Below are 25,695 nucleotides of genomic sequence, written 5' to 3' on the forward strand. Positions count from 1 at the left end.
GCTTGATTTTCGACTTGCGCAGGGATTCCAGCAGGTCGAGGTTTTCCTCACCAGGAATACCGAACACATACTCGACACCTTCGTTTTCCAGGCATTGCACAACGACATCGGCGGCCTTGGCCATTTTTCTTGTAACCTCAAATTCAGAGTATTAGGCGCAGCAGAACCCACGGGACCGCAAGCGGCCCCGTGGGTGGTCATCGGATACAGGTGGGCTATCAGGCCAGCTGGTACGTAGTCTTGACGCGAGTGAAGAATTGGCGAGCATGAGTACCTTGCTCACGGGAGCCGAGGCTCGAAGCGCCATTACCGCCAAACGGGACGTGGTAATCCACACCTGCGGTTGGCAGGTTAACCATGACCATGCCAGCGGAGCTGTTACGCTTGAAGTGCTCCGCATAACGAAGCGAAGTGGTCACAATCCCGGCAGAAAGGCCAAACTGGGTATCTTCAGCTGCGGCAAAAGCTTCCTCATAATCGCGGACCTTCAGCACACTCAGTACTGGGCCAAAAATCTCTTCGCGATAAATGCGCATTTCGGGAGTCACTTCGGTGAACAGTGCAGGGGTGAAGAGATAGGCACCCGATGCATTCTCGATGTGTTCGCCACCACAGACCAGCTTTGCGCCCTGCTCACGGCCGCTGGCTACGTAAGACAGGTTCTGCTCCAACTGGCGACCATTCACGACTGGACCGATGTCGGTGGAGGATTGCAATGCATCCCCTACTTTCAGAGCACGGGTACGCTCGGCCAGGCGTGCCACGAACGCATCATGAATGCCCTCAGTAACGATAACGCGAGAGCTGGCAGTGCAACGCTGGCCGGTACTGAAGAACGAACCATTCAGAGCGACGTCCACGGCTTGTTCGAGATCCGCGTCATCCAGCACGATCAGTGGGTTCTTGCCACCCATCTCCAGCTGAACCTTCTTCATGCCTTCAGCTGCGAGCTTGGCGATCTGGCGACCGGTGTTTTCCGAGCCGGTGAAGCTGATGCCGTCGACCTCTGGAGAGCGGATAATGGTATCGCCTACGCTACGTCCAGGGCCGATTAGCATGTTGAAAACGCCAGCAGGCAATCCCGAGCGCGAGATGATCTCGGCCAGAGCCCAGGCCGAGGAGGGGACTAGCTCGGCAGGCTTGAATACCACGCAGTTGCCGAAGCACAGCGCGGGCGCGATCTTCCACGCTGGAATGGCAATCGGGAAGTTCCACGGCGCGATGATGCCAATGACACCCAGCGGCTGGGTGAACACATCGATGCCAACGTCCTGGCGCACTGACTGGTACTTTTCACCTTCGGCGCGCAGGGCTTCCTGGGCGTAGAATTTGAACGACCGTCCAGCTCGGTCAACCTCGCCTAGGGCTTCACGTACGATCTTGCCTTCTTCCTGAGCCAGCAACTGGGCGAGTTCCTGGCGACGAGCGAGGATCTCAGTACCAATGAAATCCAAAGCGTCTGCACGCTGTTGTGGATTGCTTCGCGCCCAGTTCGGCTGAGCGCGGCGAGCGGCAGCGATAGCTTGCTCGGTGAGTTGCTGGTCAGCGCGCTCAAAGCGTTCAATAACTTCGGCTGGGTTGGAAGGGTTACGGTTTTCAAGGATGTCAGCGCCACTATCCAGGGCAACGAAAGCGCCGTTTACGAAGCTGCTTTTGGTTGGGATAGTCATGCGCTACGGATCCTCTTTGCGTTGGCTTGGCGAGCGACGAAGTCGCTGATGTTGTCTACTGCGCTGTCCATCAGCTGCTGCATCGCATCTTCACTGCTCCAAGCGATGTGCGGGTTAAGCAGGAAGTCATCGCGTTCAATGAGCTGGAACAACGGATTACTTGGGTGAAGCGGCTCTACCTCGACTACATCCAAGGCCACGCCGCCCAGGCGGCCGTTTTGCAGAGCCTCGATCAGTGCGTTCTCGTTGATTACTCCACCACGGCCCGTGTTGACAATGACTGCATCCTGCTTCATCAACGCCAACTGCGGGGAGTCGATCAGATTGTAGGTTTCTGGCGTCAGCGGGCAATTGATAGAGAGTACATCACAGGTTTTGAGCAGTTCAGCCATAGGCCTGCAATCAGGACCTGGGCGCTTACCGCCTCTGTCTTCAAACAGCACTTGCATGCCGAACGCGCGCGCAAGGTGCGCAAGGCGCATAGCGATTGGGCCGCTTCCGATGATGGCGAGTTGTTTGTCGCGCACATCTCTGATGCGATGGTTGAAGTAGATATTTTGGTGCGGTTTCTCACCGGCATGTACTTGGCGCATCAGTCGAGTGAATGCGGCAGGTCGACGGAACAGTTCGAGAATCATAGCCAGGCTATGTTCAGCCACAGTATTTGCGGCGTAACCAGGTACGCTCGATACCTCGATACCGTGAGCCTCGCAGTACTCGACGTCGACAATGTCCCGACCGGTCAGTGCTAGAGAGATCATTCTCAGCTTAGGCAGCTGGCGCAGGTGCTCTTCACGCAGCGGTACGCTACAGGTCAGCGCAACGGTGGCATCCTTCAGGTGCTCCAGCACCTGGTCAGGATGGGTGTAAGAAAACTGCTGCCAGGTGTGTTCACAGTCCGGGCGCTTCAAAGTTGTGGAGGGCGCCAAGCCGTCGTCGTCGAGGAAGACGATATGTTCGCTCATGATCTTGTTCCTTATTTCTTCTGCGCCGGCACATAGCCGGCGGGAGCCATGCTGACCAGCTGGCGAGTGATGAAGCCGGCGTCCTGGTCGTGATCTTCCAGCGATTCCTTGCGCACAAGGGCATCACGCACCATGTGAGCGCCAAAAAAGCGGAACGGCTCTGGCGGCAGCAGCTTCATCTTCTGGTTGACCAGACCGCAGTTGGCCCACTCGTCATTGGCGTGGGTGGCCAGCGATTTGATGATGCGGCTTGCGAACACTGTTGTGGCCACGCCGTTGCCCGAGAAGCCAATGCCGTAGCTGACAGTCTGGTGATGATCGAGATATCCGAAGTTCGGCAAGCCTTTCATGGCTCGGTCGATTGGCCCGGTCCAACTGCTGACGACGGGTACATCTTGCAGTTGTGGGTAGAGGCGGCGCAGTTCTGCAGCAACCTTGTCAGCGGCCGGCGACGGCTTCTCGTAGAGGTTGCCAATGCGACCGGCGTAGGCGAACTGGCCGAGTGGCTTGCCGAACACGACACGGCCATCGGGTGTATTGCGCCAGTAGTTCAGCACGGTCCGCGAATCGGTCATACACTCGCCGCCGCTGAAGCCGATGGCGTCAAGCTTCGCCTTAACCGGGGCAGTGGCTACCATGTCGCTGGACATGATCGCGATCATGCGGCGGAGTTCTGGGAACTGTGCGCCCCAAGCGTTGAGTGCGAGGACTACATGATTTGCTTTCACTCGTCCCATAGCCGTGTGAACCACTGGGTTCTTGCCACGCTCCAGGTGAGTAAATGGAGATTTTTCGAAGATTTTAACGCCGAGTTTCAGGGCGACGCGGCGAAGCCCGCGAGCCAGCATTGCGGGCTGTACAGTGGCGGCGTTCGGGTCATAGATGCCGCCCAGAACCAGTGGTGAGCCTACGCGACCGCGAATAGTCTCACGATCCAACTCTTGGAACGGGTTGACATTGAGCTTCTGAAGGCCATCGGTCAGTACCTTCCAGGACCCCATCTGCCGCTGGTTAGTGGCAGTCCAAAGCCAACCGTCCTTGCGATATTGAGCATCGATACCGTGCTCTTGGCAGAAACTGCCGATTTCATCGATGGCCGACTCAGCGGCTTCACAGATGCGTCGCGCTTCGACATCGCCGCAGATGGTGCGAACCGACAGGTATTTGCCCCACCAGTTTGTGGCAACACCACCGTTGCGTCCACTGGCGCCCGAACCACAACGATCGCGTTCTACGATTACGATTGTTTTTTCCGGATGCGCCTGTTTCAAGCGGATGGATGACCACAGGCCTAGGAAGCCTCCGCCGACGATACAGACATCAGCTTGAATCGAATCTTGCAAAGCAGGGGCCAGATCGCTGTCCAGGTCGAGCGCCTGGGCATACCAGAATCCACGGTACATATGCGTGCCTTCGAGTGCATGTTGTTTTGAAATATGATGCGTGACGCATTGGCTATCGGCTGTAATGGATATGACAATTGATATTAAAATATAACAATTGTGCTATTCGGTTCTCGCTGAGGCTGATATATATAACCGAGAGCCGTCCGAATCATAACCTGAGGTTGTTTGAGGGCTAGATTATTGAGCGGTATCTTTGAGAAGCAGGGCTGAGTTAGAAAAAGTATCGTAGTGAATGCTTTTCTGATACACGTCGAATTTTGCGTTATGCATATAAATTAGGTCCGTCAAAACCTCACGATTTCAACGGACGTCAATTCATCGGTTCACTTCGGCTGATCAGCCAAATGCCTGAATTTCGATACGATAACCGGGGAGCGCTAGCTGCGCTCCTACACATGCGCGTGCCGGAGGCTGATCTCCCACCCAGGCATCGTATATTTCGTTCATACCTTCAAACTCGCTCATGTCTGCGAGCCAGATCTGAACGCGGGTCAGGTCGGCTTTAGTCGCGCCAACCTGGGCCAGCCAGTCGTCGAGTTGAGCTAGAACGCAACGAGTTTGTTCCGAAATATCTCCGTCGAGGTCTTTGGCCACGATGCCCGAGGTTTCGATACGGCCGTCCACCAAGACCATTTGGCTTGCCCGTTTTCCGGGGTTGATGCGTTGAATCATTTGGCTACCCTCAAAACTCAGAACAGGACGTAGGTTTTGCGAAGGGCTTCATGGATGTTCCACACGCCTTCACAATTCTCTGGGAACAGAACGGCATCGCCAGCGCGCAGTTCCACCGGCTCGCCGCCGTCGGGGGTGAAGGTGCAAGAGCCGCTGATGATGTGGCTGAACTCCCGGTTCTTCAGGTGGCGTCGAAATACACCTGGAGTGCTTTCCCATACACCAATGCTGGCGTTTACAGCCTCATCCGTTTGATGCTGGCCGGTTGCGGCATGAGCGACTACATCTCCAATTGGAAGCTTGGCAGGAGCCATCTCACCCAGGGGAGAGTTTTCAGCTTGACGTACTACGGTTAGAACTTGGGTCATTGCGGCTTTTCCGGTTTAGCTCGGGTTAATAAGTGAAGGAGCCCTAGAGGCTCTCACCTAAAAATCTAGAAGAAGGAAAGAAGTGCTCAGAGAACGATTGAATGACCATGCATCCAATACGTCTTTTATCACACGATCGCTGTAGCGTATTGCTGTGCACCACCCATCGCGCTCAAAGAGAGACAGGTGGTACACCGACGATTAGTTACGCTGCGCTAAACGTTTTGTGCGGATCGATCACGAATTTCTTGGGCACACCAGCATCGAACTCGCCGTAACCTTCAGGGGCTTGGTCAAGACTGATGACTTGAACGCCTACGATCTCGGCAATATTGATCCGATCCCACATGATTGCTTGCATCAGTTGGCGGTTGTACTTCATGGTCGGGGTCTGGCCGGTGTGGAAGCTATGCGACTTGGCCCAGCCCAGGCCGAAGCGGATGCTCAGGGCGCCGATTTTGGCAGCAGCATCCACCGCGCCTGGATCTTCGGTCACATACAAGCCTGGGATACCGATGTTGCCCGCCACGCGGGTCACCTGCATCAGCGAGTTGAGTACGGTAGCCGGAGCCTCGTGCTTGGCACCTTCGTGGCCGTGGCCACGGGCTTCGAAACCTACCGCATCGACGGCGCAGTCCACTTCCGGCTCACCAAGAATGTCGATGATCTGTTCATGCAGCGGAGTGTCCTTGGACAGATCAACCACCTCAAAGCCCTGAGCTTTAGCATGCGCCAGACGCAATGGGTTCAGGTCACCGACGATCACGCAAGCAGCGCCCAACAGGCGAGCTGACGCAGCAGCGGCCAGGCCGACTGGCCCAGCACCGGCAATGTAAACCGTACTGCCCGGACCAACTCCTGCGGTAACGGCGCCGTGGTAGCCCGTCGGCAGGATGTCGGACAGACATGTAAGGTCGCGGATCTTCTCCATGGCCTTGTCGCGGTCCGGCAACTTCAACAGGTTGAAGTCCGCGTAAGGCACCAGTACGTATTCGGCCTGGCCACCGGTCCAGTCGCCCATGTCGACGTAGCCGTAGGCGCCACCGGCGCGGGCCGGGTTGACGGTGAGGCACACCCCGGTGTGCATCTCTTTGCATGAACGGCAACGCCCGCACGCGACGTTGAACGGCACCGATACCAGGTCGCCGATCTTCAGGCGCTCAACATCACGACCCAGCTCAATAACTTCGCCGGTGATTTCATGGCCGAGTACCAGGCCGACTTGGGCAGTGGTACGACCACGAACCATGTGCTGGTCAGATCCGCAAATGTTGGTGGAGACCACCTTCAAGATGACGCCGTGCTCGATCTTCTTGCCGCGCGGATCCTGCATTTTCGGATAGTCGATGTGCTGAACCTCGACTTTACCTGCGCCCAGATACACGACGCCTCTGTTGCTTGCACTCATGACTTACTTCTCCTTCGTCAAAGGTCTAGCCATTTGAATTCAGTCCTTCAGGAAGCTGTCTTCAAACGGGTAATGAGTCAGCACCTCGCAACCGGTCTCGGTAACGAGGAGCTGATTCTCAAGCTTGATGCCGTCACGCCCACCAACCTCACCGATATACGCTTCAACACAAAGCGCCATGCCGGGTTCTAGTACGCCGGCGTACCCATGAGACTCGAAGTCTTCTGGATAGCGGATGCAGGGGTACTCATCGCATAGGCCGACGCCATGGAACATGACGCCGTAGCGCTGCTGCCGGCAGGACTCAGGCAGCCGATGCCCATTAGCGGTGAGTTCCGCGAAGCTGATGCCCGGACGTACCAGTTGGGTGTTGAAAGTGATGTGTTCATGCGCAATGCGGTACAGACGTTTTTGCTCCGCAGTAGGCTGTCGTTCACCGCAAATCCAGCTCCGAGACATGTCTACGCAGAAGCCGTAAACACCGATCAGATCGGTATCGAAAGAAAGCAGATCTCCATCGCTCAGGACGCGGGGGCCAGACTCTTGATACCAAGGGTTGGTACGAGGTCCGGAACTGAGGATGCGGGTTTCGATCCATTCGCCACCACGGCGAATGTTGCCCGCGTGAAGTGCTGCCCATACGTCATTTTCGGTAGCACCGTGGCGCATGACCAGGCGCATTTCAGCGATCGATGCCTCGCATGACGCAACTGCACAGCGCATGGCCAGGATCTCGTCCGGGCCCTTAATCACCCGTGCGAACTCTGTCACTTCCTGTCCGCTGTGCACTTCGACACCCAAGGCATCCAATGCCCGCAAGCCAGAAACCTCGATTCGGTCCACAGCTAATCGACGGTTGTTGCCCGCGTGGACACGCATCAATTCGTCAATTTGCGCCGCGAAGCGCTTGGCGTGCTGTTCGGTATGTTCACCGGTTTCGAAGTAGAAGAACGATGCACCACTGCGCAGTTCGCTCACCAGCGGCAGGTGTGCAGATAAATGCCCGCACCCGTGGAAGTCCCAAAGCACAACGTGGCCACTGGCGCTGACGAAGCAGGCCCGCGCTGGGTTATGGGTGGTCCACAGCTGCATGTTGGTCGTATCGGTGGCGTAGCGAATATTGAGCGGGTCGAACAACAGAATCCCTGCCAGATCCTTCTTTACCAACTCTTCTTGCAAGCGTCGCAGCCGGTATTCGCGCATGGTTGGGAGATGGGGTGTTTGCAGTCCCAGAGCTTTCCATTCAGCAAATGCCAGGGGAGTGGGGCCGATTTCAACCCGGTCGTTATCGTCAACTGAACCATCACGTTTAAGTAGAGCGGCGCGCTGTCTGGAAGGATCAATACGGCGTGCATCAGAAGCTATCGAAAACGGCGAACTCATTATGGATACCCCCGCTAACAATTCCTTAGGCGCCCCCAGACACCTTGTGTAGGGAGCACCCGACGAATGATCTAAGCCTTGACTCACGCAGGTTAGCGATCAGAGACAGCCGCGCCTTTGCGCGCAGCCTCCAACCATCCATCAAAGGTTTGTCGATGTGCAGCAATCCAGTCCTTGGCGTGGCGCTGGATGTCTACAATCTTGTCTTCGCCCTCATGCAGCTTGAAATTCTCTGCGGATACGTCACCAGCAGGGATCTGCACTTGGGAAAGGAACTTGACCAAGGCGGGGTTTTTCGTTGCGAAATCTTTGTTGATGGCCGCCTCAACCTTGTCCTTGGCAAAACCAAGATTCTTTCCGTTGTAGGTGGTATCCGCGGCATTTTTGTCGCCATCCGGAAGGTCGGTGTTGGGCACCTCCAGCCACACCACGTCGCGGCCTTCGACAAGAATTCCACCTACCCACTGTGGCAGCCAGGCATAGTAGAAAACAGGCTGACCTTCATTGAAACGGGCAATAGTGTCAGCGATCAGGGCGGTGTAGGACCCGCGCACATGATTGATGGAACCATTGAGGCCATAGGCTTTGAGGTGGTGCTCAATGACTAGCTCACACCCCCAGCCTGGGTTGCAGCCCGTGAGGTCAGCCTTGCCATCGTTGTCGGTGTCGAACAGCTTGGCGATTTCCGGCTTTTTCATGTCGGTGAGGTACTTGATGTTGTGCGCCTCAGCCGTTTTCTTGTCGATCATGTAGCCCTGCACCAGTCCTGGCACCATGTCGCCCACGCGCACCATGGTGTCGTCGCCGCCTGCGCGTTTATAGAAGCTCGCGTGCAGTTTTTCCCACAGGTTTACCGTGTAGTCTGCGTCCCCGTAGCTGACCGACAACAGCATGGTCGGGATCTCGGTTTCGTTCGGCGTTTTTACCTCGTAGCCCAGTTCCTTCAAGCCGGCGATGACCACTTCACCGAGTACGCGCTCTTCCATGGCCAGCGGGTACGATGGCCTGACGGTCACGCCATCGCCCGGTTTTTCATAGGAGGCATTGGCGTAGACCGAAGCGAAGCTGATTGCACAGACTGCGAGGCTCTTCAGGAATGCTCGGGGGAGGGTGATCTGAGACATCGTCGTATACCTTTTTATGATTGTTGTTGCGGTTCAACTGATCGAATCTGTGATTTTTCAGGCGGTCGTGCGAGGAGTTGGAGTCGGGCCTGCGCCAACAACTCGCAGAACCACGCCGATTGGGCCGGTGTGATACCAGCGCCGGCTTGGGTCGCTGCTACTGCGTTCACCCATGGCCTGTGTCAGGCGATCAAGGAACACTGCGAGGAGCACCAAGCCGATTCCCCCAACAGTAGCTACACCCATGTCCAGCCGGCCAATCCCTCGCAAAACCATCTGACCGAGGCCGCCTACGGAAATCATTGAGGCAATAACGACCATCGAGAGTGAAAGCATCAGTGTCTGGTTAACGCCGGCCATGATGGTCGATGTCGCCAACGGCAATTGGACCCGCACCAGCATCTGCCACGGAGTGCATCCGAAGGCACGAGCAGCCTCGATTTTTTCCTCCGCGACTTGCCGGATACCTAGGTTGGTCAGACGTACGAGCGGGGGGAGGGCAAACACGATCGTCACCAGCACACCTGGTACGTTGCCGATCCCGAACAGCATCACCACTGGAACCAGGTAAACGAATGCTGGCAATGTCTGCATCGCATCCAGAACAGGCCGAACGATGCGTTCAGTTCTATTGCTACGAGCGCTGAGGATTCCCAGTGGGATACCAATCACCGCGCAGAAGAAAACTGACGTCAGGACTAATGCGAGTGTAGTCATCGATTCAGACCACACGCCGATAAGCCCTAGTAAGGTCAAGGTTACAAAGCACAGGGCAGCCATTCGCTTGCCAGCCAGCTGCCAACCAAGTAGTGCAGAAAGCAAGATTCCGATGCTTGGCGGGATGCTTTGCAGCGTCCACTCAATGCTGTTGAGCACTTGATCGATGGGCCAGCGGATCGCGCGGAACACATCGCGGAAATTGTGGACCATGTAGTTGAGGGTGCTTTGCACCCAGTCACCCAGGGGGATGGTCGCGGATTGAAACGGATCAAGAAGGCTGAACTCAGACATCGCGGCTTACCTTTTTTGTTTTTCAGTACACGCATCGCATGCTGACAGGGGCTCAGTTACGACTCAGAGTCTGGAGTAATTGGCTCTTGGACAGAGTCCCTGCCAGCGCTCCGTTTCGATCGAGGACGGGTACTGGGTAAGGGAGGTTAGCTGCAAGGCTCAACACTTCGTGTAGCGGGGTATCTGTGTAGATGGGTTGCTGCTCGTGCACTCGGCAGCGATCTTCGATAACGCTATGACTCTCGACTACGCCCAGAAGCTGGTTGTGTTCATCAACCAGGTAATTAAAAGGCACGCCCGAGTTGAGCTGTGGCGCCTTGCCGTTTACTCGGCACACGGTTTCTGGATCGAGCTTGGCGATATCGCCCGCTCGCAGGATCCGAGAGCTATCGAACCCCTTGAAGAAGGTGCGGACGTACTCATTGGCGGGCTGGCTAATCAATTCCTGGGGAGTACCAATTTGCACGACGCGCCCGCCTTCCATGATCGCGATCCGATGGCCGATCCGGATGGCTTCTTCGATGTCATGGGAAATGAAGATGATGGTGCGCTGTTGCTCGGCTTGCAGCTTGATCAACTCGCCTTGCATCTCGCTGCGGATCAGCGGGTCAAGCGCCGAGAAGGCTTCGTCCATCAGCAGGATATCGGGATCGTTCGCCAGCGCCCGGGCCAGACCTACCCGCTGCTGCATCCCGCCGGAAAGCTGATGAGGATAACTATTCTCATGGGCAGCGAGCCCGACCTGGCTCAATGCCTCTCGTGCCCGCGCGTGGCGCTCGCTAGCCGGCACGCCTGAGATCTCAAGGCCGAACGCGGTGTTTTCCAGCACGCTCATGTGCGGCATCAGGGCAAACGACTGGAATACCATTGCCATCCCTTTGCGACGTACGTCGAGGAGGGCTTTATCTGAGAGGCCAGTGATCTCGCGTCCATTCAGATGGATGCTGCCAGAGGTTGGCTCAATCAAGCGATTGAAGAGCCGTACCATGGTGGATTTGCCTGAGCCGGACAGGCCCATGATTACGAAAATTTCTCCGCGCTTGACCGAAAAGGTGGCGTCAAATACGCCAACCACATGCCCGGTTTTCTTGAAGATTTCGTCTTTGTTTGCACCTTGGCGGAGCATATCCATCGCGGTTTTAGGGTCGGGCCCGAAAACCTTATAGATGTGCTTTACCGAAAGGATTTCGTTGTTATCACTCATACGACCCTCTTTATTATATTTGTCATCAGCAAGCGTAACCCTCCTTGGTATGAAACAGGTTACACGACTGGCAGGCTGCTCCATTTTTAGGAGCTATTACAGAGTGAAGCAATGTTGTGCGATGGCTGCACTTGATTGTTAGGTAGCTGGGTAAGTAAGAGGGCTTCGTCTCGTGATGGAGGTGAACGTGGCTTACCTTTTACGTAATTTACTCTAGGCCACAAAAGGCTAGTGGAATTGTACGTTGAGGTCTAAAAATATAACGTTTAGGTCTTCAAGTGGTGTCCGAAATGTCCGATGCGAGTTTGAAGAACTTGGGGTTATCCCTAAATAACCTTGGGGTTATAGTTGGTGAAATTCTCGACTCAAGGATTCACATTTTTCATCGCTGGTGATGGTTATTTTTATATCCAGAACAGCCAAAAACTGATTTCATCATAAGCGGAATGGATCCGCTCGATGCCAGTAAATATGAATCATTATCATTTGGTGCGAGCTGGTCTGGCGAGTTAGGGCATGCCTTGTCGAGACAACAATGAACAATCAAGAGCCTGGCGCTAAGCAAAAAGGGTATCGGCGCATCATCCCGTCCATGACGGCGTTGTTGCAATTTGAATCGGTCGCGCGCCTGAACAGCTTCACCTTGGCCGGCAAGGAGTTGGGGGTCTCGCAAGCCGCGGTCAGTAAGCAAATCAAGGTCTTGGAGGACAATGTCGGGGTGCAGCTGTTTCAGCGCATGCACCGCAGCATCTACCTGACCGAGGCGGGGGAAACGCTTTTTGCGATCATCTCTGATGCCCTGCAAAATATCGCCAGTGGCTTCGATCAGGTTGTCCAAGGGAGCGAGAAGGAAGAGATCGTGCTGGCCTCTACGGCGCCGGTTTCACAGTTCCGGATCATGCCGCGCATCAACACCCTGGTTGACGCTTTGCCTCATGTGAGGTTGCGGCTGTCTACTCAGATGTTTTCGGGCGGCTTGCGTGCTCCTGATTATGATATGGACATCCGGTTCGGCAACGGCCATTGGCCTGATGGTGAGTCTATTTTGCTTTTTGAGGAGGAGGTGTTCCCGGTCTGCTCGCCTGCTTGGCTTGCGCGAAACCCCATGCCTTCTAGCCTTGAAGAGCTTGCTAGGGCGGGCTTGCTGGACGCTGACTCGACCTCAGAAGGGTGGGTGACCTGGCCGAGCTGGTTTAAAGAGCTGGGGATGCCTTCGGGGCGGTTGAACATCAATTTGCGCAGCAGTCTCTATACCGATGTGATTCATGCGGCCTTGAACGGTTATGGCATTGCATTGGGCTGGGGGCGAATGGTCGATCACTACATAGACAATGGCGCATTGGTAAAGTTGGAGCCGTTCGTCGTTCGGCCCAAGGAATCCTACTATCTTGTTCTCCCCAATGGTCACACGGTAACCCCTAACGTCACTGCGATTGTCCAGTGGTTGCAGAGCAAAGCAGTGCCAGTCACCAATCAACTGGTTCGTGAATAACCTTAGGTTATGCATTTTGGAAAAATAGTGCTTTGACGTAACTCTCTTGGGCTCGAATAATTTAGTCGTTCCTGGCGAACTAAAAATAAGAGCCCGTGAGGATTATAATGAGCACTTCCCCTATCAAATCGCATCGCGAATTGCTGGATTCGCGCAAGCCTGGTTTCGGTATGCCTGGCGAACTCTACAGTCGCCAGGACGTATTTGAAAACGACCTCAACGTCTTCTTCCATAACCACTGGATTCTTGTTGCCGTCACCGCCGATGTTGAAGAGCCTGGCGATGTCTACACCGTTGACATTGGCAAAGCCTCGATCATCGTCGTACGGGATGACGACGAGCAGGTGCGCGCCTTCCGAAACGTATGTCGTCACCGTGGTGCTCGCCTTAAAGAGGCGGGTAAATCAACGGTCGGCATGCTGGTGTGCCCATACCACCAGTGGACCTATGACCTGGATGGCAGCCTCAAACATGCCAAGCACATGGGTAAGGCATTCGACCCTGAGTGTCGCAGCCTGATCCCAGTGCACTGCGAAGTCATCGGCACTCACGTGTTTGTGTGTCTGAGCGACAATCCGCCTGAAGATATCAACGTCATGGCTGAAGTCATGCGTCCGCGCTTTGAACCGTTCGACCTTACCAACACCAAGATTGCCTACGAACTCGATTATGTCGAGAACGGCAACTGGAAGCTGGTAATGGAGAACAACCGCGAGTGCTATCACTGCGAAGGTACTCATCCTGAGCTGATCGTCTCCTACCAGTCGGAAGACCTGGGCGTCAGCCTTGAGGAAATGAACGAAGAGCAGCGCGCCTCCTACGATGCCTACCAGGTTCGCAAAGCTGGCATCGAAGCTAATTGGGAGAGCGAAGGCCTGCTGTATGAAACATACGAGCAGTTGGCAGACGATGCGCCTACTCAATTCCGCACTCAGCGCATGATCATTGCCGGTAGTGGTGAATCGCAGACGCTGGACACCAAAGTGGCCTGTACCAAGCTGCTCGGTAACCTGACTCGTCGTGATCTTGGCGATACGCACATGTGGGGCAACAACGCCTGGTCTCACGTGATGAGCGATCACGCGATGATCAGCTGGATTTTCCCTCTGTCGCCGGACCGCACCATGGTGCGAACCAAGTGGCTGGTGCACAAGGATGCCGTAGAAGGTGTCGATTACGATCTGCAACGCTTGACCGAGGTGTGGATTGCTACCACGCAGCAGGATGCAAGCCTGGTTGCCATTACTCACAGCGGTACCCAAGATCCTGGCTTCGTGCCTGGTCCTTATTCAGAATTCACCGAGCCGTACGTGGACCAGTTTGCTCGCTGGTATTCCACTCGTCTCGCAGCTAACGGGATTTGACGGTGATGGGTATGGTCGAGAATATTGCTAGCCTCCGGGCTGATCAGCGTTTTGCCGACACTGACCATTGGGCTGCCTTCGGTGTGCAGTGGGCAAGCGGCGAAAGCAAGCGGATTGAATGCCTAAACGTTGTGGACGAAACGCACGACGTGAAGACCTTCATCTTCCATTGTCCGGACTATCACGCTTTGGCTTATGAGCCGGGGCAATTCCTGACCATCTCCCCTGTGATTGAAGGTCAGAGCGTCTCTCGCTGCTACACCTTGTCGTCGACGCCTACCAGGCCGTTCACGTTCTCCATCACGGTGAAGCGTGTACCGGGAGGCGCGGTCTCTAATTGGTTGCACGATAACCTTCGTGCCGGAGACGCTCTTGCGGCATCTGGGCCAGCGGGAATCTTCACGCCGGTCGCGGCGCCGGCGAAGAAACTGCTGTACCTCTCGGCCGGTTCCGGCGTGACGCCAGTGATGGCTATGACCCGTGCAGCAGCTGATCTTCAAGCTGACCTGGATATTGTATTTGTCCACAGTGCTCGTACGCCGAAAGACATCATCTTCCGAGATGAGCTGGCGCGACTTGAGTGCTCCATGCCAAGCCTTCGCACCGTTTTCTTCTGCGAAGGGTTGGGCGATGAGCCAGATTGGACGGGGTCCGTCGGCCGACTCTCGGTCGAAGAACTGCAAAGGTTGATCCCCGACTTCAAAGATCGGGAGGTGTTTACCTGTGGGCCTAAGGGCTACATGGACGCCGTGAGAAACCTGCTTGGTACTGCCGGGTTCGACCTCAAGCGTTATCACCAAGAAAGCTTTGATATCAATTCCGAGGAGGTTGTCGAGGCGCTCGCCGAGCCAGCAGCACCCGGCGTTGCACAAGACACTTTCACCGTTCGACTCGCCCGATCTGGAAAGGAGTTCACCATGACTCCCGACCAGACCGTGCTTAGCGCCGCTAAGAAGGCAGGGGCAGTGGTTCCCTCGTCTTGCAGCCAAGGCGTATGCGGAACCTGCAAGACAGCCATTCTTGAGGGCACTGTCGAGATGAAGCACAACGGCGGTATCCGCCAGCGGGAGATCGACAAAGGGCTGCGTTTGCTGTGTTGCAGCCGGCCGACATCAGATCTGGTGGTCGACCTCTAACTCTAAGCGGCGCCCAGCTACGAAGGCGTGAGCGCCAGTCAATATGAAATTCCTTAGGAGACGTCTGCGTTGTCCTCCAGGTGCTAACTACCTGGTTGTTGGCTGGTGCATGGCTTGCGCCTAGCACCGGCCTTTTTTTAATTGGTAAATAGCTGTCATCGAATACGCCGAGCTGGGCTTACCAGCGCTTCAAAAATAAGAAGGATATAGCCGATGCGTGCAAAACAAGGCCTGTTAAAGGGCCTGAACCCGACCGTGACCTTGTGGTCGCTTTCTATCGTCATGGCTTTCGTCGCCTTCTGCGCCACCTATGGAGTAGAAGCTGCCGGGGTTTTCAAAACCGCTTCGGATGCCATCCTTGATAACTTCAAATGGTTTTATCTCGCACTCGTGAGCGGTGTGTTGGGTGTGCTGATTGTCATCGGCTTCAGCCGATACGGCTCCTTGAAGCTTGGGCGGCCAGAGGAAAAGCCGGAGTTCAGCTTCCCTGCCTGGATCTCCATGCTTTTCAGCGCCGGGATGGGTGTTGGTCTGATCTTCTGGTCGGTGGCCGAACCTGTACTTCACTATGCCAATAACCCTTTCGTGCCGGGCTTCACCGACGAAGCCGCCACTGTATCCATGCGCATTACGATGCTGCACTGGGGACTACACCCGTGGGCAATCTTCACCATCATCGGCCTTGGATTGGCTTACTTCGCTTACCGTGAAGGCTTGCCGCTGGCGCTGAGGTCGATTCTTTATCCACTGATTGGCAATCGAATCTATGGCCCTATCGGGCACACAGTCGACATCATCGGTGCTGTGGTGACCGCTTTTGGTGTCTCCCAGGCACTGGGGCTGGGGGTCGAGCAGATCAACATGGGCCTGAACCACGTGTTTGGCTTCCCAGTCAGTCTTTCATTCAAGCTTGGCATCATCGTGGTCGTAACACTCGTCGCCTCTGTATCGCTGTTGGTTGGCGTTTCTAAGGGGATGAAGCGCATGTGCACGCTGAACATGTGGCTCTCGCTTGCTCTGATGGGAATTGTTCTGGCGCTGGGGCCGACCAACTACATCATGAACCTGATGTTCGAAACGACCGGTGACTACCTTCAGCACATCGTGGGCCTGAGTTTCTGGACCGATGCCCAGGCTAATACACCATGGCAGAAGACGTGGACGGCGTTCTACTGGCCGTGGTGGATGACCTGGGGGCCATTCGTAGGGCTGTTCATCGCCCGTATTTCGCGCGGCCGCACTGTCCGTGAACTGATTGGTGGGGCATTGGTAGTGCCTACCTTGGTAACCCTGATCTGGATGTCTGTATTCGGTGGTACCGCTCTGAAGGATGAGCAACAGGCACGTCATGCGTACGCCAGCCTTCCTGTTGCAGAGCAAGGCGCAGTAGGCCCTTTTAATGGCGGCCCTATTCTTGAAGAAACTCGCCGAGAAACCACCACTGCGATGTTCACTTTCCTCGGCCGGCTAGATGGCCCGCTGATTGGCGGGATCCTGAGCCTCGCGATTTGCTTCTTGCTCGCCGTCCATTTCGTCACAGCTGCTGACGCAGGCACGCAAGTCATCTCCACACTCAACTCATCCGGTGCCATCAATTCACCGAAATGGAATCGGGTCATGTGGTGTGTTTTAGAAGGAGCAATTGCGGGCAGCCTGATTGTGGCGGGCGGCTTAACAGCGATTCAGCTAGCAAGCATCGTGGTTGGTTTGCCTATCGCGATCTACATGCTGATTACTGCCTATAGCCTCACACGCAGTCTGTTCTCGAACGCAGATCTGATCCCTCCAGCGTCTGTTGTCGAGCCTCAAGTAAAAGCTCAGCTAGATCGTGTCCCTCAATAAGAAAAGGTTGGAGCCACTATGTCATTCAAGCGAACCATTCACGCTGTCGATACCCACGCCGGTACTCCAATGCGTGTTATCACTGGCGGTGTTCCTCACATTCCAGGTGACACCGTTTACGCCAAGATGAAATGGCTGGAAGAGAACGATGACCAGCTGCGCAAGCTCATGCTGCGCGAGCCTCGTGGCTATCCGGCGCATTGCTGCAACATCATCGTCCCGCCTTGCCACCCTGAGGCTGATGCTGGCTACATCATCATGGAGCAGATTGAATATCCGGTGATGTCTGGCGGTAACACTATTTCTGTTGTAACTGTGCTGCTTGAAATGGGCTTGCTGCCGATGAAAGAGCCGCTCACTGAACTGGTGCTTGAAGCGCCTGCCGGGCTTATCCGTATCAAAGCAGAGTGCAGGAACGGCAAGGTCAAAGGAGTTACCTTCCAGAACGTCCCGGCGTTTGCTGCTCACCTTGACGCCGTAATTGACGTACCCCACCTGGGCAAAGTTCGGGTCGACGTGGGTTGGGGCGGGATGTTCTACGTGATCGCCGACGTCCGCCAGTTCAAGGGCCTGGAACTGATCCCTGAGCACGGGGCAGAGATTGCGCGAGTTTCCTCGATGATTCGTGAGGCGGCTATCGAACAGCTGCCAGTTGCGCACCCCGATTATCCAGGAGTGGGTATCACGATCTCGCAGCTCTCCGGACCTACTGAAGATCCGAATGCAGACTGGAAAAACGTCGTCACCATGGCGTCTGGTGAGTTCTCCTGGGACGATCCAGCAACCTGGACAGGGGCTCTTGACCGCTGCCCTTGCGGTACTGGCACGAGCGCCAAAATGGCAACGCTGCACGCCAAGGGCGAGCTGCCGCTGAACAAAGATTTCCGTCACCAGGGAATTATCGGCAACATCTACACGGGCCGACTGATTGATGAGACTTCGATCGGTCAGCACAAGGCCGTGGTGCCGACAGTGACTGGCACAAGCTGGATTTATGGGCTGAATACCTTTGTGCTGGATCATGACGATCCATTCACAGAGGGCTTCACCATCGGTGATATCTGGGCCAAATAGAACGGTTTTTACGTCCCGATCTGAAGAGCACAACGCCACCCCAACCAGGGTGGCGTTTTCATTTGGCTGTGTGTTGACTAGAGGTCAGGATCTAGACCCACCGGGTCGCCGTGCCAGTCCAAACGTTCTACTTCATGACGACGTTTTCGAAAGTTATACGGGGTTTCGCCATAGATTTTGCGGAACCACAGGATGAAATGGGAAGCGTCTGAGAAGCCACAGGCGAGGGCGATCGTAGTGATGTTCTGGCTCGTGTTCACGAGCAGCCGGCGTGCATGTTCCAGTCGCAGCTTTCGCCAGTAGTTGGCTGGCGGCTCCTGAGTATTGGCGACAAACTCTCGGTGCAGTTGGCGAGGGTGCGTGCCTACAGCTTCTGCGACTGCTTTGAGAGTCATCGATGACTCCAGGTGTGCGCGCATGAAGTCTATCGCTCGTTGTACCCGCTCGTTCTGGTAGACGCATACGCCAGATGCGGTGGTTGATGATTCGTCAGCTCGCCCCTCGACGAGAAGGTATTCCAAGCCTTTCTGAGCACGGACCTCACCGCAGTGGCGACGTATGAGATTAGCTGCCAGATCAATCGCGGTTCCCCCTGGGCATGTGATGATTCCGCGGTCGTCCACATAGCTTTTGTCGATCACTGCCGTGGAGGCCGGGAAGCGTTCCTTGAACTCATCGCGTAAGGTGAAATGCAGCGCACACCGTTTCCCATCGAGCAGGCCTGCTTTACCAAGGACAAACGAGGCTGAGCATAGAGCGATGATAGGAACTCCCGCCTTGTTCAAGTCGCGCAATGCGTCGAGCAGCCAATCAGGGGGATTGCGAGTTTCGCCAAGCATCCCCCCGGCGATGACGATGTAATCGTACTGGGCCCACATGTTGAGGGGCTTGGTGGGTGAAATTGGCATCCCACAACTGGCAGTAATGGCTTCATCGTTGAGGGTCATCCAGTCCCATTGACAGAACAATTGTTGGCTTCGAAACGACTTGTCGGCAGCGAATCGGAGAGAGTCGACTAATCCGGCAACAGGTACTAGTGTGAACTGGTTGAGAAGCACGAAGCCCACGCGAAGCTCAGGCTTTATGAGGGGGGCGACCTCATAAGTGTTCTCACCCGCCGGTATATCTCCACTCATCATCTCGGATCACCAAATCGATCGAAGGCACGGGATTCTATGAGCAGATCTTAGTCCGTGATATCACATGCGGCTAAAAAAATATGATGTTTAGGACGATCGGCCATCTGTCGTCTATATGTTCGCGTGCAGCTCAGGTACCAGCGGGCCTTGTAGGGACATGCCGAGGTGGTTTCAACGGTTTTTCGAGGCTTACAAATTGAGGACCGCAGCGGTAGATAGGTGAGATTTTGCCAACCTGAGCGGAGGGGGAAAATAGTGGGGCATCACGGACTGTAATGCTTCCTCCTGTAGGCAATGGTGGGTTGTTTCTCGAGATCGGGCTTACAACCTCTGATCGTTGGGTTAATGCTATAGTCCCTACGCAGGCAGTATCGCAATGAAACTGAAGGGCGAAACTGCGCCAACTTGGCGCTCATCTGACGACAATTGGCGAATACGCTTGCTTCGGCGAACTAAGTCAAATTGGGCCTGTCCCGTGGCATCGAACGCCAACGGGCTAGCCATTGAACCGATCTTCTAAGCCTTTTGGAAGACTCGTGCGGTGAACGATAGCCCAGTAGCCCTGCAGATTTTAGCTGTCTTTTGAGTGACAGTCGGTGTGAACGTTACTCAATGTTGATAGCGTAAAGCGTTAACGACCAGCGTAAAGGCAGGAGAGGGTTGTCGCCTGCTGGGGTAGTAGAGGTAGTAGCCTGGGAACGGAGCACACCAATCCTCGAGAGCCCGGACTAGTCGGCCATCGTCAAGGTGCGGTGCGAACTCTTCCTCAGGAAGCCACGCTATGCCTAAGCCTGCTACCGCCGCATCGACGATGTTAGGCGAGGTATTGAACGTCAGTTGACCGTCCACTCGAACATTCACTTGGCGTCCCTTCTTATGAAATTCCCAGACGTATAGTCCGCCAGATGATTGCATCCGCTGGTTTATGCATCTGTGCTGGATGAGATCTTTCGGGGTCTTCGGCTTTGGGTGTTTAGCAAAATATTCGGGAGATGCTGCGACTGCCATGCGTAGCTGGGGGCCAATGGGTACCGCGATCATGTCCTTATCGATCGTATCGCCCATACGGACGCCCGCATCGAAGCGGTCTGCGACAATATCTCGAAGTCCGTAACTCACGTCAAACTCGATGTTTATATCGGGGTGTTGCAGCAAAAATGGCGCTAGCTTGGGCAGTAAGTAGGTTCTCTGGATGTGATCGCCGCTTGTGATTCTAATCGTGCCCGCAGGCTTGTCCCGCATCTCCGTGAGCTCATCTAGCTCGGCTTCGATCTCGTCGAATCGATGTCCTATAGCATTCAGCAAGCGCTCGCCAGCAACGGTTAGGGATACGCTGCGGGTGGTTCGTGTTAGCAGCCGGATCTGCAACCGCGCCTCTAATCCGCTTACGGTCTGACTAAGGGCTGATTGGGTCACGCCCAAAATCGCAGCTGCACGTGTGAAGCTGCCCTCACGAGCGACTGTGACGAACGAGAGGAGGTCATTGAAATTACGTTTAGCCATAGGGCTAGTATCTCATAGTAATTGATTAGCTGAGCTTATAACTTATTTAAGTATTGAGTAGCTAGTCAGGCTGCCGCTTGAAGTAGACCATTGTAGTCATCATCAACGGATCGCATACGGGTTACTAAGGGGCAGCATGGGCCCAGGGTTGTACCGGGCATGCGGCCGCGTTGTGCGCCGTTGTGCGCTTCTTGGCTCCCGATTCCGAGAGTCGTTGAAATCAATGGAGATCCTAATGACCGAACATACTGAAGCCACATTAGATCGTCCGGAAGCGGTCAAGCCTGACGTTGGGCGTCGCACGATGTTGAGGATGACCAGTACTGGCATCGCGGCGTTGACTGTTGGGGCTGTTCTGCCTGATGGGGCGTTTGCCTCGGGCGGGGCGCGGCTCGACAGCAAGTGGGACAAAACCTTCCCCAAAAGCGACAAGGTCGACCATAAGAAAGTCACATTCAAAAATCGCTATGGCATTACGTTGGCTGCCGATCTCTATCGCCCTAAAAACACTGCAGGCCAGCAACTCCCTGCGTTGGCAGTAAGCGGTCCGTTCGGGGCTGTTAAAGAGCAGGCTTCTGGACTCTACGCCCAGGTGATGGCAGAGCGTGGCTTTGTCACTGTCGCCTTCGATCCTTCGTTCACAGGCGAAAGCAGTGGTGAAACTCGAAACATCGCCTCTCCAGACATCAACACCGAGGACTTCAGCGCAGCCATCGACTTCCTTGGGCTGCTGCCTTACGTGGACCGAAATCGTATAGGTGCTATCGGCATTTGTGGTTACAGCGGTATGGCCCTCACTGCCGCCACCAGCGACTCCCGAATCAAGGCAGTCGCGACTGTGTCCATGTATGACATGTCTCGCAGCATGAGTCGCAGTTATAAGGACAGCTATACCATCGAGCAGCGGCACAAGGTGCTCGATTACCTGAGCCAACAGCGCTGGGTTGATGCTGAGCTCGGTAAGCCTGGGTTGGGCTACCACGAAGTTCCTTTTGATGAAAATGGCAACATTGTGAAAGGGCAGCGGGTGTTGCCAGAAAACCTGCCAAAAAATCCGAACCCTGTCTTGGCGATTTTCTTCGATTACTACCGTACTCCTCGTGGATTCCATCGTAGGGGGGTCAATTCGACGACGGCGTGGACTGCAACCACTCCTGTGTCGTTCTTCGGTTTTCCGATGTACGCCAACATCGAAATGATCTCTCCACGGCCGATTTTGCTGGTCGCGGGTGAGAATGCGCATTCGCGTTACTACTCGGAAGATGTCTACAAAGCGGCCTCGAACCCAAAGGAGCTAGTGATCGTCCCCAGCGCTGATCACGTCGACTTGTACGACCGTATGGACAAGATACCCTTCGATAAACTCACGGCGTTCTTCCAGCAACACCTTGTTTGAACGTAAGACTCTGACGAGCTGAAACACCTCTAGCGCCAATGACCTGACCGCCCCGTTGCTCGGATGGGTGAGGTCAGTCGCGTCAGTTCGTTGGCACGAACAGCGAGTAACTCATGACTAATCAAACGAGCAGCGCCGCTTATGGCTCTGCAGCTTCACAAATTGACGGTGAACCGCACGCCTACTGGAGTGGTGTGTTCGCGATGACGTTCTGCGTTTTTGCGCTCGTCGCTTCCGAATTCATGCCGGTAAGCCTGCTTACCCCAATTGCTGCCGACTTGCATATCACCGAAGGAATGGCGGGCCAAGGTATCGCGATTTCAGGGGCCTTCGCTGTTCTGACGAGCCTGTCGATTACTTGGATCGCCGGCAGCATGGATCGTAAAGCGATTCTACTGGGCTTCACTGCATTGATGGGGGTGTCGGGAGCCGTTGTCGCGTTGGCTCCGAACTACGCCGCCTACATGATCGGTCGTGCGCTCATCGGTGTGGTGATTGGGGGCTTCTGGTCGATGTCCGCAGCGACCGCAATAAGGCTAGTACCCAGCGACCAGGTGCCCAAAGCGCTCGCGATCTTTAATAGCGGTAACGCGCTGGCGACTGTCATCGCCGCACCGCTGGGAAGTTATCTCGGCGCCATAGTCGGTTGGCGAGGCGCTTTTTTAGCCTTGGTGCCTGTTGCCGTCCTGGTCCTGGCTTGGCAATGGTTCAGCTTGCCCTCGATGAGGGTTGTCGCAGGTAATTCGACCTCCAACAATGTCTTAGGCTTGCTAAAAAAGCGGCCCATTGCCCTGGGCATGGCTGCCAGCGGCGCGTTCTTCATGGGGCAATTCGCTCTATTCACCTATGTGCGGCCGTTCCTTGAAACGGTGACTCATGTGGGGATAGGGACGCTGTCACTTGTTTTACTGGTTATCGGAGTGGCAGGTTTTATCGGTACCGCTCTGATAGGCCGTTTTCTCAAACGAGGCCTATACCGGACGTTAGTCACTATCTCGGTATTGATGGCCGTGATCGCCCTCGCGCTGATTCCTCTGGGCGCCTGGGTCTTTCCGGTTGCCGTGCTCTTGGGGCTGTGGGGACTTATGGCCACCGCGGCCCCAGTTGGATGGTGGAGTTGGGTTGCCGAAGCGATGCCAAATAACGCAGAAGCCGGCGGAGGTTTGATGGTTGCCGTGGTGCAGCTTTGCATAGCGTTGGGCTCAACGGTGGGGGGGCTGCTGTTCGACCACAGTGGGTATCGAAGCACGTTTATTGCGAGCGCAACTGTACTTCTGGTCGCTGCATTCCTGACGTTGCTCACTTCACGGTCACAAACTATACGCTCGGCATGAGGCCCATATATGAGAACTAGCTCGTTCCTCACATTCTTTGCGGCGTCGATCCTTGCTCTTGGGACGACGTTCTCTTATGCAGAAACCGGCTCGCCAGAGCGAAGCCATAACCTAGACTCTCACCAGGATGTCTCGAGCATGAAAAACGTCATTCTGATCGGTGCCAATGGCCATACGGCGCAAGAAATCATCCCACGGCTACTGGCGCAGAAGGATGTGAAGCTGACCTTGTTCCTGCGCCGCGCAAGTCGGATGCAAGAGATGCAAAGCGATCGTGTTGCGGTACTCGAGGGTGATGCCTCGAACGTGTCAGATTTGACCCGTGCTATCCGTGGGCAAGAAATCGTTATCAGCACCATGGGCGGCAGCGACCTCGCTCTCAAAACGGCCAACATTCTGCAGGCTATGAAGTCAGTAGGTGCCCAGCACATCATTGTGACTAGCGCCGGCGGAATCTACGATGAACTTCCAGAGCCCTTCAACAGCTGGGATAAACGCCGAGTTGGTGACGACCGCGACATCAACCTGCAGGTAGCTCAGGAAACCGAACGCTCAGGCCTGACTTATACCGTCCTGCGACCTGTATGGCTCACCAACAAGCCAACTGAGGTTTACGAGCTGACGCGTAAGGGCGAAACATTTAAGGGAACGGAAACATCACGGGCAAGCCTTGCTCGACTAGTCGCAGACATCGTGGCACATCCAGCTCAGTTCGCGGATCAAAATCTCGGTGTAAGCCAACCAAACACTGATGGCGACAAACCTGCTGCTTATCGATGAGAGCCAGGTACGGTTTTCATACGGCCAGTCTGTCGTGTTTATCGATATCACGTGTACGGCAGAGCAATGAGCTTATCCACCCACTTGTGTTGGTATTTTCACGATGAAAGGAATAACTCTTCGTATTCTTGCCGGCTTAGCCGTCATAGGCGTTCTGATGGTGGTGAGTGTCATCACTTACATGCGACATCCTCTGTTCGGGAAGCTCCCCGATGGCGAGCGTCTCGCACGGATTGAAAACTCACTGAACTATTCGAACGGGCAGTTCCAAAACCAAGTACCTACTCCCCTTAAAACCACCGATCAGTCTGAGATATCCATGTGGGCGCAGACGATTTTTGGTGAGAAGGGCCAGCCTCGACCGGTCGGTAATATCCCGGCGATCAAGACGGATTTGAAAGCGCTTAACCCCAGTGATGACGTTGTGGTGTGGCTGGGGCATTCCTCATATTTCGCACAGCTAGATGGTCAGCGTATTCTGATTGATCCCGTTTTCAGCGAGAACGCAGCGCCTGTCCCCATGGCAAATACTGCGTTTGCCGGGACGTCTATCTACTCTGCGGAAGACATGCCCTCTATCGACGTGTTGCTGATCAGTCATGACCACTACGATCACCTGGACTACCCCTCAATCAAGGCGCTTCAGAGCAAGGTCCGTAAAGTAGTGGTAGGTCTGGGCGTTGGCGCACATTTTCAGGCTTGGGGCTATGACCCGAGCATTGTGACTGAAGCAGATTGGAACGAAAATGTAGACGTTTCGCCGACTCTGCAAATTGACGTGACACCTGCGCGCCATTTTTCCGGTCGTACTTTTAATCGAGATAAATCACTTTGGGTTAGCTTCGTAGTCACCTCGTCTAGTCGCCGGTTTTTTTCAGTGGCGATACGGGGTACTCCAGTCATTTCAGTGAAATTGGTAAGCGTTTTGGCCCGTTCGACTGGGTGGCACTGGACATGGGCCAGTACGACCCGCGCTGGGCTAACGTTCACATGAACCCCGAGCAAGCTGCTCAAGCTGCAGAGGACCTCAACACGAAAGTGCTGATGCCGACGCATGTGGGGAAGTTCTCTCTGTCGCCTCATGACTGGGATGATCCTTTCAAACGTATCACCGCCGCGAGCCGAGGTCATGCCTACGCCCTTTGGACTCCACAAATTGGCCGATTGGTCTTTTTGGATGGTCGGCAACAGTCGTTCACCGCTTGGTGGGAAAACAGCTCTCAAGACCCCATTGCAGCTGAGATTAATGGGAAATAATGTACCCCTTTAAAACGAGGTGTCTTTTGGCCGATGTTCGGTATCCGTCCGGCCAACACATCTTCCTGACGCAACCGCCGAAGGCCATGGTGTCCACCTAATTTAAGTGGACACCATTTCTGGCCCATCAAGCGGATTTTCCATGCACCCTCAGCGCCGCACCTACA

General features: G+C 55.1%; 20 protein-coding genes and 2 pseudogenes. 9 read left to right on the forward strand and 13 right to left on the reverse strand.

Going from position 1 to position 25,695, the window contains the following annotated elements; genetic code table 11:
* The 11 genes and pseudogenes from F3J44_RS28860 to F3J44_RS28910 form a co-directional block, all read right to left on the reverse strand.
* The coding region (locus F3J44_RS28860; protein ID WP_167277879.1) for a thiamine pyrophosphate-binding protein at positions 1-124 on the reverse strand (124 nt) is incomplete at its 3' end.
* 94 nt (positions 125-218) lie between these two features.
* Positions 219-1,670: an aldehyde dehydrogenase family protein gene (locus F3J44_RS28865; RefSeq protein ID WP_167277881.1), complete on the reverse strand. Its 1,452-nt coding sequence runs from the start codon at positions 1,668-1,670 to the stop codon at positions 219-221.
* The gene (locus F3J44_RS28870) at positions 1,667-2,635 is read right to left on the reverse strand and encodes an NAD(P)-dependent oxidoreductase (RefSeq protein ID WP_167277882.1); all 969 of its coding nucleotides are present in this window, start codon (positions 2,633-2,635) and stop codon (positions 1,667-1,669) included. Before F3J44_RS28870 ends, F3J44_RS28865 begins: the two co-directional genes overlap by 4 nt.
* Positions 2,636-2,646: 11 nt before the next feature.
* Positions 2,647-4,038, reverse strand: coding sequence for an FAD-binding oxidoreductase (locus F3J44_RS28875; RefSeq protein ID WP_167277884.1), 1,392 nt, complete (start codon positions 4,036-4,038; stop codon positions 2,647-2,649).
* Between the two features lie 339 nt (positions 4,039-4,377).
* Positions 4,378-4,713 carry a RidA family protein gene (locus tag F3J44_RS28880; protein ID WP_167277885.1) on the reverse strand — a complete coding sequence of 112 codons (336 nt, stop codon included), beginning with the start codon at positions 4,711-4,713 and terminating at the stop codon, positions 4,378-4,380.
* A 17-nt stretch (positions 4,714-4,730) separates the two neighbouring features.
* Positions 4,731-5,081, reverse strand: a complete 351-nt coding sequence (locus tag F3J44_RS28885; protein ID WP_167277887.1) for a cupin domain-containing protein — start codon at positions 5,079-5,081, stop codon at positions 4,731-4,733.
* A 205-nt stretch (positions 5,082-5,286) separates the two neighbouring features.
* Positions 5,287-6,489, reverse strand: coding sequence for a formaldehyde dehydrogenase, glutathione-independent (gene fdhA / locus F3J44_RS28890; RefSeq protein WP_167277889.1), 1,203 nt, complete (start codon positions 6,487-6,489; stop codon positions 5,287-5,289).
* A gap of 39 nt (positions 6,490-6,528) precedes the next feature.
* Positions 6,529-7,872 carry a dimethylsulfonioproprionate lyase DddP gene (gene dddP, locus F3J44_RS28895; RefSeq protein ID WP_167277890.1) on the reverse strand — a complete coding sequence of 448 codons (1,344 nt, stop codon included), beginning with the start codon at positions 7,870-7,872 and terminating at the stop codon, positions 6,529-6,531.
* A gap of 92 nt (positions 7,873-7,964) precedes the next feature.
* On the reverse strand, positions 7,965-8,996 hold the full coding sequence (proX, locus tag F3J44_RS28900; RefSeq protein ID WP_167277892.1) for a glycine betaine/L-proline ABC transporter substrate-binding protein ProX: 1,032 nt from the start codon (positions 8,994-8,996) through the stop codon (positions 7,965-7,967).
* A 57-nt stretch (positions 8,997-9,053) separates the two neighbouring features.
* A pseudogene (proW, locus tag F3J44_RS28905) lies at positions 9,054-10,010 on the reverse strand (glycine betaine/L-proline ABC transporter permease ProW); the annotation flags it as partial.
* A gap of 49 nt (positions 10,011-10,059) precedes the next feature.
* Positions 10,060-11,211, reverse strand: a complete 1,152-nt coding sequence (locus tag F3J44_RS28910) for a glycine betaine/L-proline ABC transporter ATP-binding protein (RefSeq protein WP_167277895.1) — start codon at positions 11,209-11,211, stop codon at positions 10,060-10,062.
* A gap of 535 nt (positions 11,212-11,746) precedes the next feature.
* On the opposite strand from F3J44_RS28910, the gene F3J44_RS28915 reads away from it, so the two are divergent.
* From F3J44_RS28915 to F3J44_RS28935, 5 genes are all read left to right on the forward strand, one after another.
* Positions 11,747-12,703: a LysR substrate-binding domain-containing protein gene (locus tag F3J44_RS28915; RefSeq protein ID WP_167277897.1), complete on the forward strand. Its 957-nt coding sequence runs from the start codon at positions 11,747-11,749 to the stop codon at positions 12,701-12,703.
* A gap of 107 nt (positions 12,704-12,810) precedes the next feature.
* Complete coding sequence (locus F3J44_RS28920; RefSeq protein ID WP_167277898.1) at positions 12,811-14,067, forward strand: SRPBCC family protein; 1,257 nt, start codon at positions 12,811-12,813, stop codon at positions 14,065-14,067.
* Between the two features lie 11 nt (positions 14,068-14,078).
* The gene (locus tag F3J44_RS28925) at positions 14,079-15,203 is read left to right on the forward strand and encodes a hybrid-cluster NAD(P)-dependent oxidoreductase (protein WP_205300248.1); all 1,125 of its coding nucleotides are present in this window, start codon (positions 14,079-14,081) and stop codon (positions 15,201-15,203) included.
* Between the two features lie 213 nt (positions 15,204-15,416).
* Positions 15,417-17,045, forward strand: a complete 1,629-nt coding sequence (locus tag F3J44_RS28930) for a BCCT family transporter (RefSeq protein WP_167277901.1) — start codon at positions 15,417-15,419, stop codon at positions 17,043-17,045.
* An 18-nt stretch (positions 17,046-17,063) separates the two neighbouring features.
* Positions 17,064-18,119, forward strand: a complete 1,056-nt coding sequence (locus F3J44_RS28935) for a proline racemase family protein (RefSeq protein ID WP_167277903.1) — start codon at positions 17,064-17,066, stop codon at positions 18,117-18,119.
* Between the two features lie 77 nt (positions 18,120-18,196).
* Here the strand turns inward: F3J44_RS28935 and F3J44_RS28940 are convergent, their stop codons facing one another.
* Complete coding sequence (locus tag F3J44_RS28940) at positions 18,197-19,258, reverse strand: GlxA family transcriptional regulator (RefSeq protein WP_167277904.1); 1,062 nt, start codon at positions 19,256-19,258, stop codon at positions 18,197-18,199.
* A gap of 609 nt (positions 19,259-19,867) precedes the next feature.
* On the reverse strand, positions 19,868-20,761 hold the full coding sequence (locus tag F3J44_RS28945; RefSeq protein WP_167277906.1) for a LysR family transcriptional regulator: 894 nt from the start codon (positions 20,759-20,761) through the stop codon (positions 19,868-19,870).
* Between the two features lie 304 nt (positions 20,762-21,065).
* Between F3J44_RS28945 and F3J44_RS28950 the strand changes: the two genes are divergently transcribed.
* From F3J44_RS28950 to F3J44_RS30030, 4 genes and pseudogenes are all read left to right on the forward strand, one after another.
* Positions 21,066-22,157 carry an alpha/beta hydrolase gene (locus F3J44_RS28950; protein ID WP_205300252.1) on the forward strand — a complete coding sequence of 364 codons (1,092 nt, stop codon included), beginning with the start codon at positions 21,066-21,068 and terminating at the stop codon, positions 22,155-22,157.
* Between the two features lie 113 nt (positions 22,158-22,270).
* Positions 22,271-23,491 (forward strand): MFS transporter, encoded by a 1,221-nt coding sequence (locus tag F3J44_RS28955; RefSeq protein ID WP_167277909.1) that lies wholly within the window; start codon positions 22,271-22,273, stop codon positions 23,489-23,491.
* A gap of 138 nt (positions 23,492-23,629) precedes the next feature.
* On the forward strand, positions 23,630-24,271 hold the full coding sequence (locus F3J44_RS28960; RefSeq protein WP_167277911.1) for an NAD(P)H-binding protein: 642 nt from the start codon (positions 23,630-23,632) through the stop codon (positions 24,269-24,271).
* Positions 24,272-24,590: 319 nt separating this feature from the next.
* A pseudogene (locus F3J44_RS30030) lies at positions 24,591-25,528 on the forward strand (MBL fold metallo-hydrolase).
* Positions 25,529-25,695: the final 167 nt, after the last annotated feature.

The organism is Pantoea sp. Tr-811, assembly GCF_011752535.1.
In the GTDB taxonomy this organism is placed as follows: domain Bacteria; phylum Pseudomonadota; class Gammaproteobacteria; order Pseudomonadales; family Pseudomonadaceae; genus Aquipseudomonas.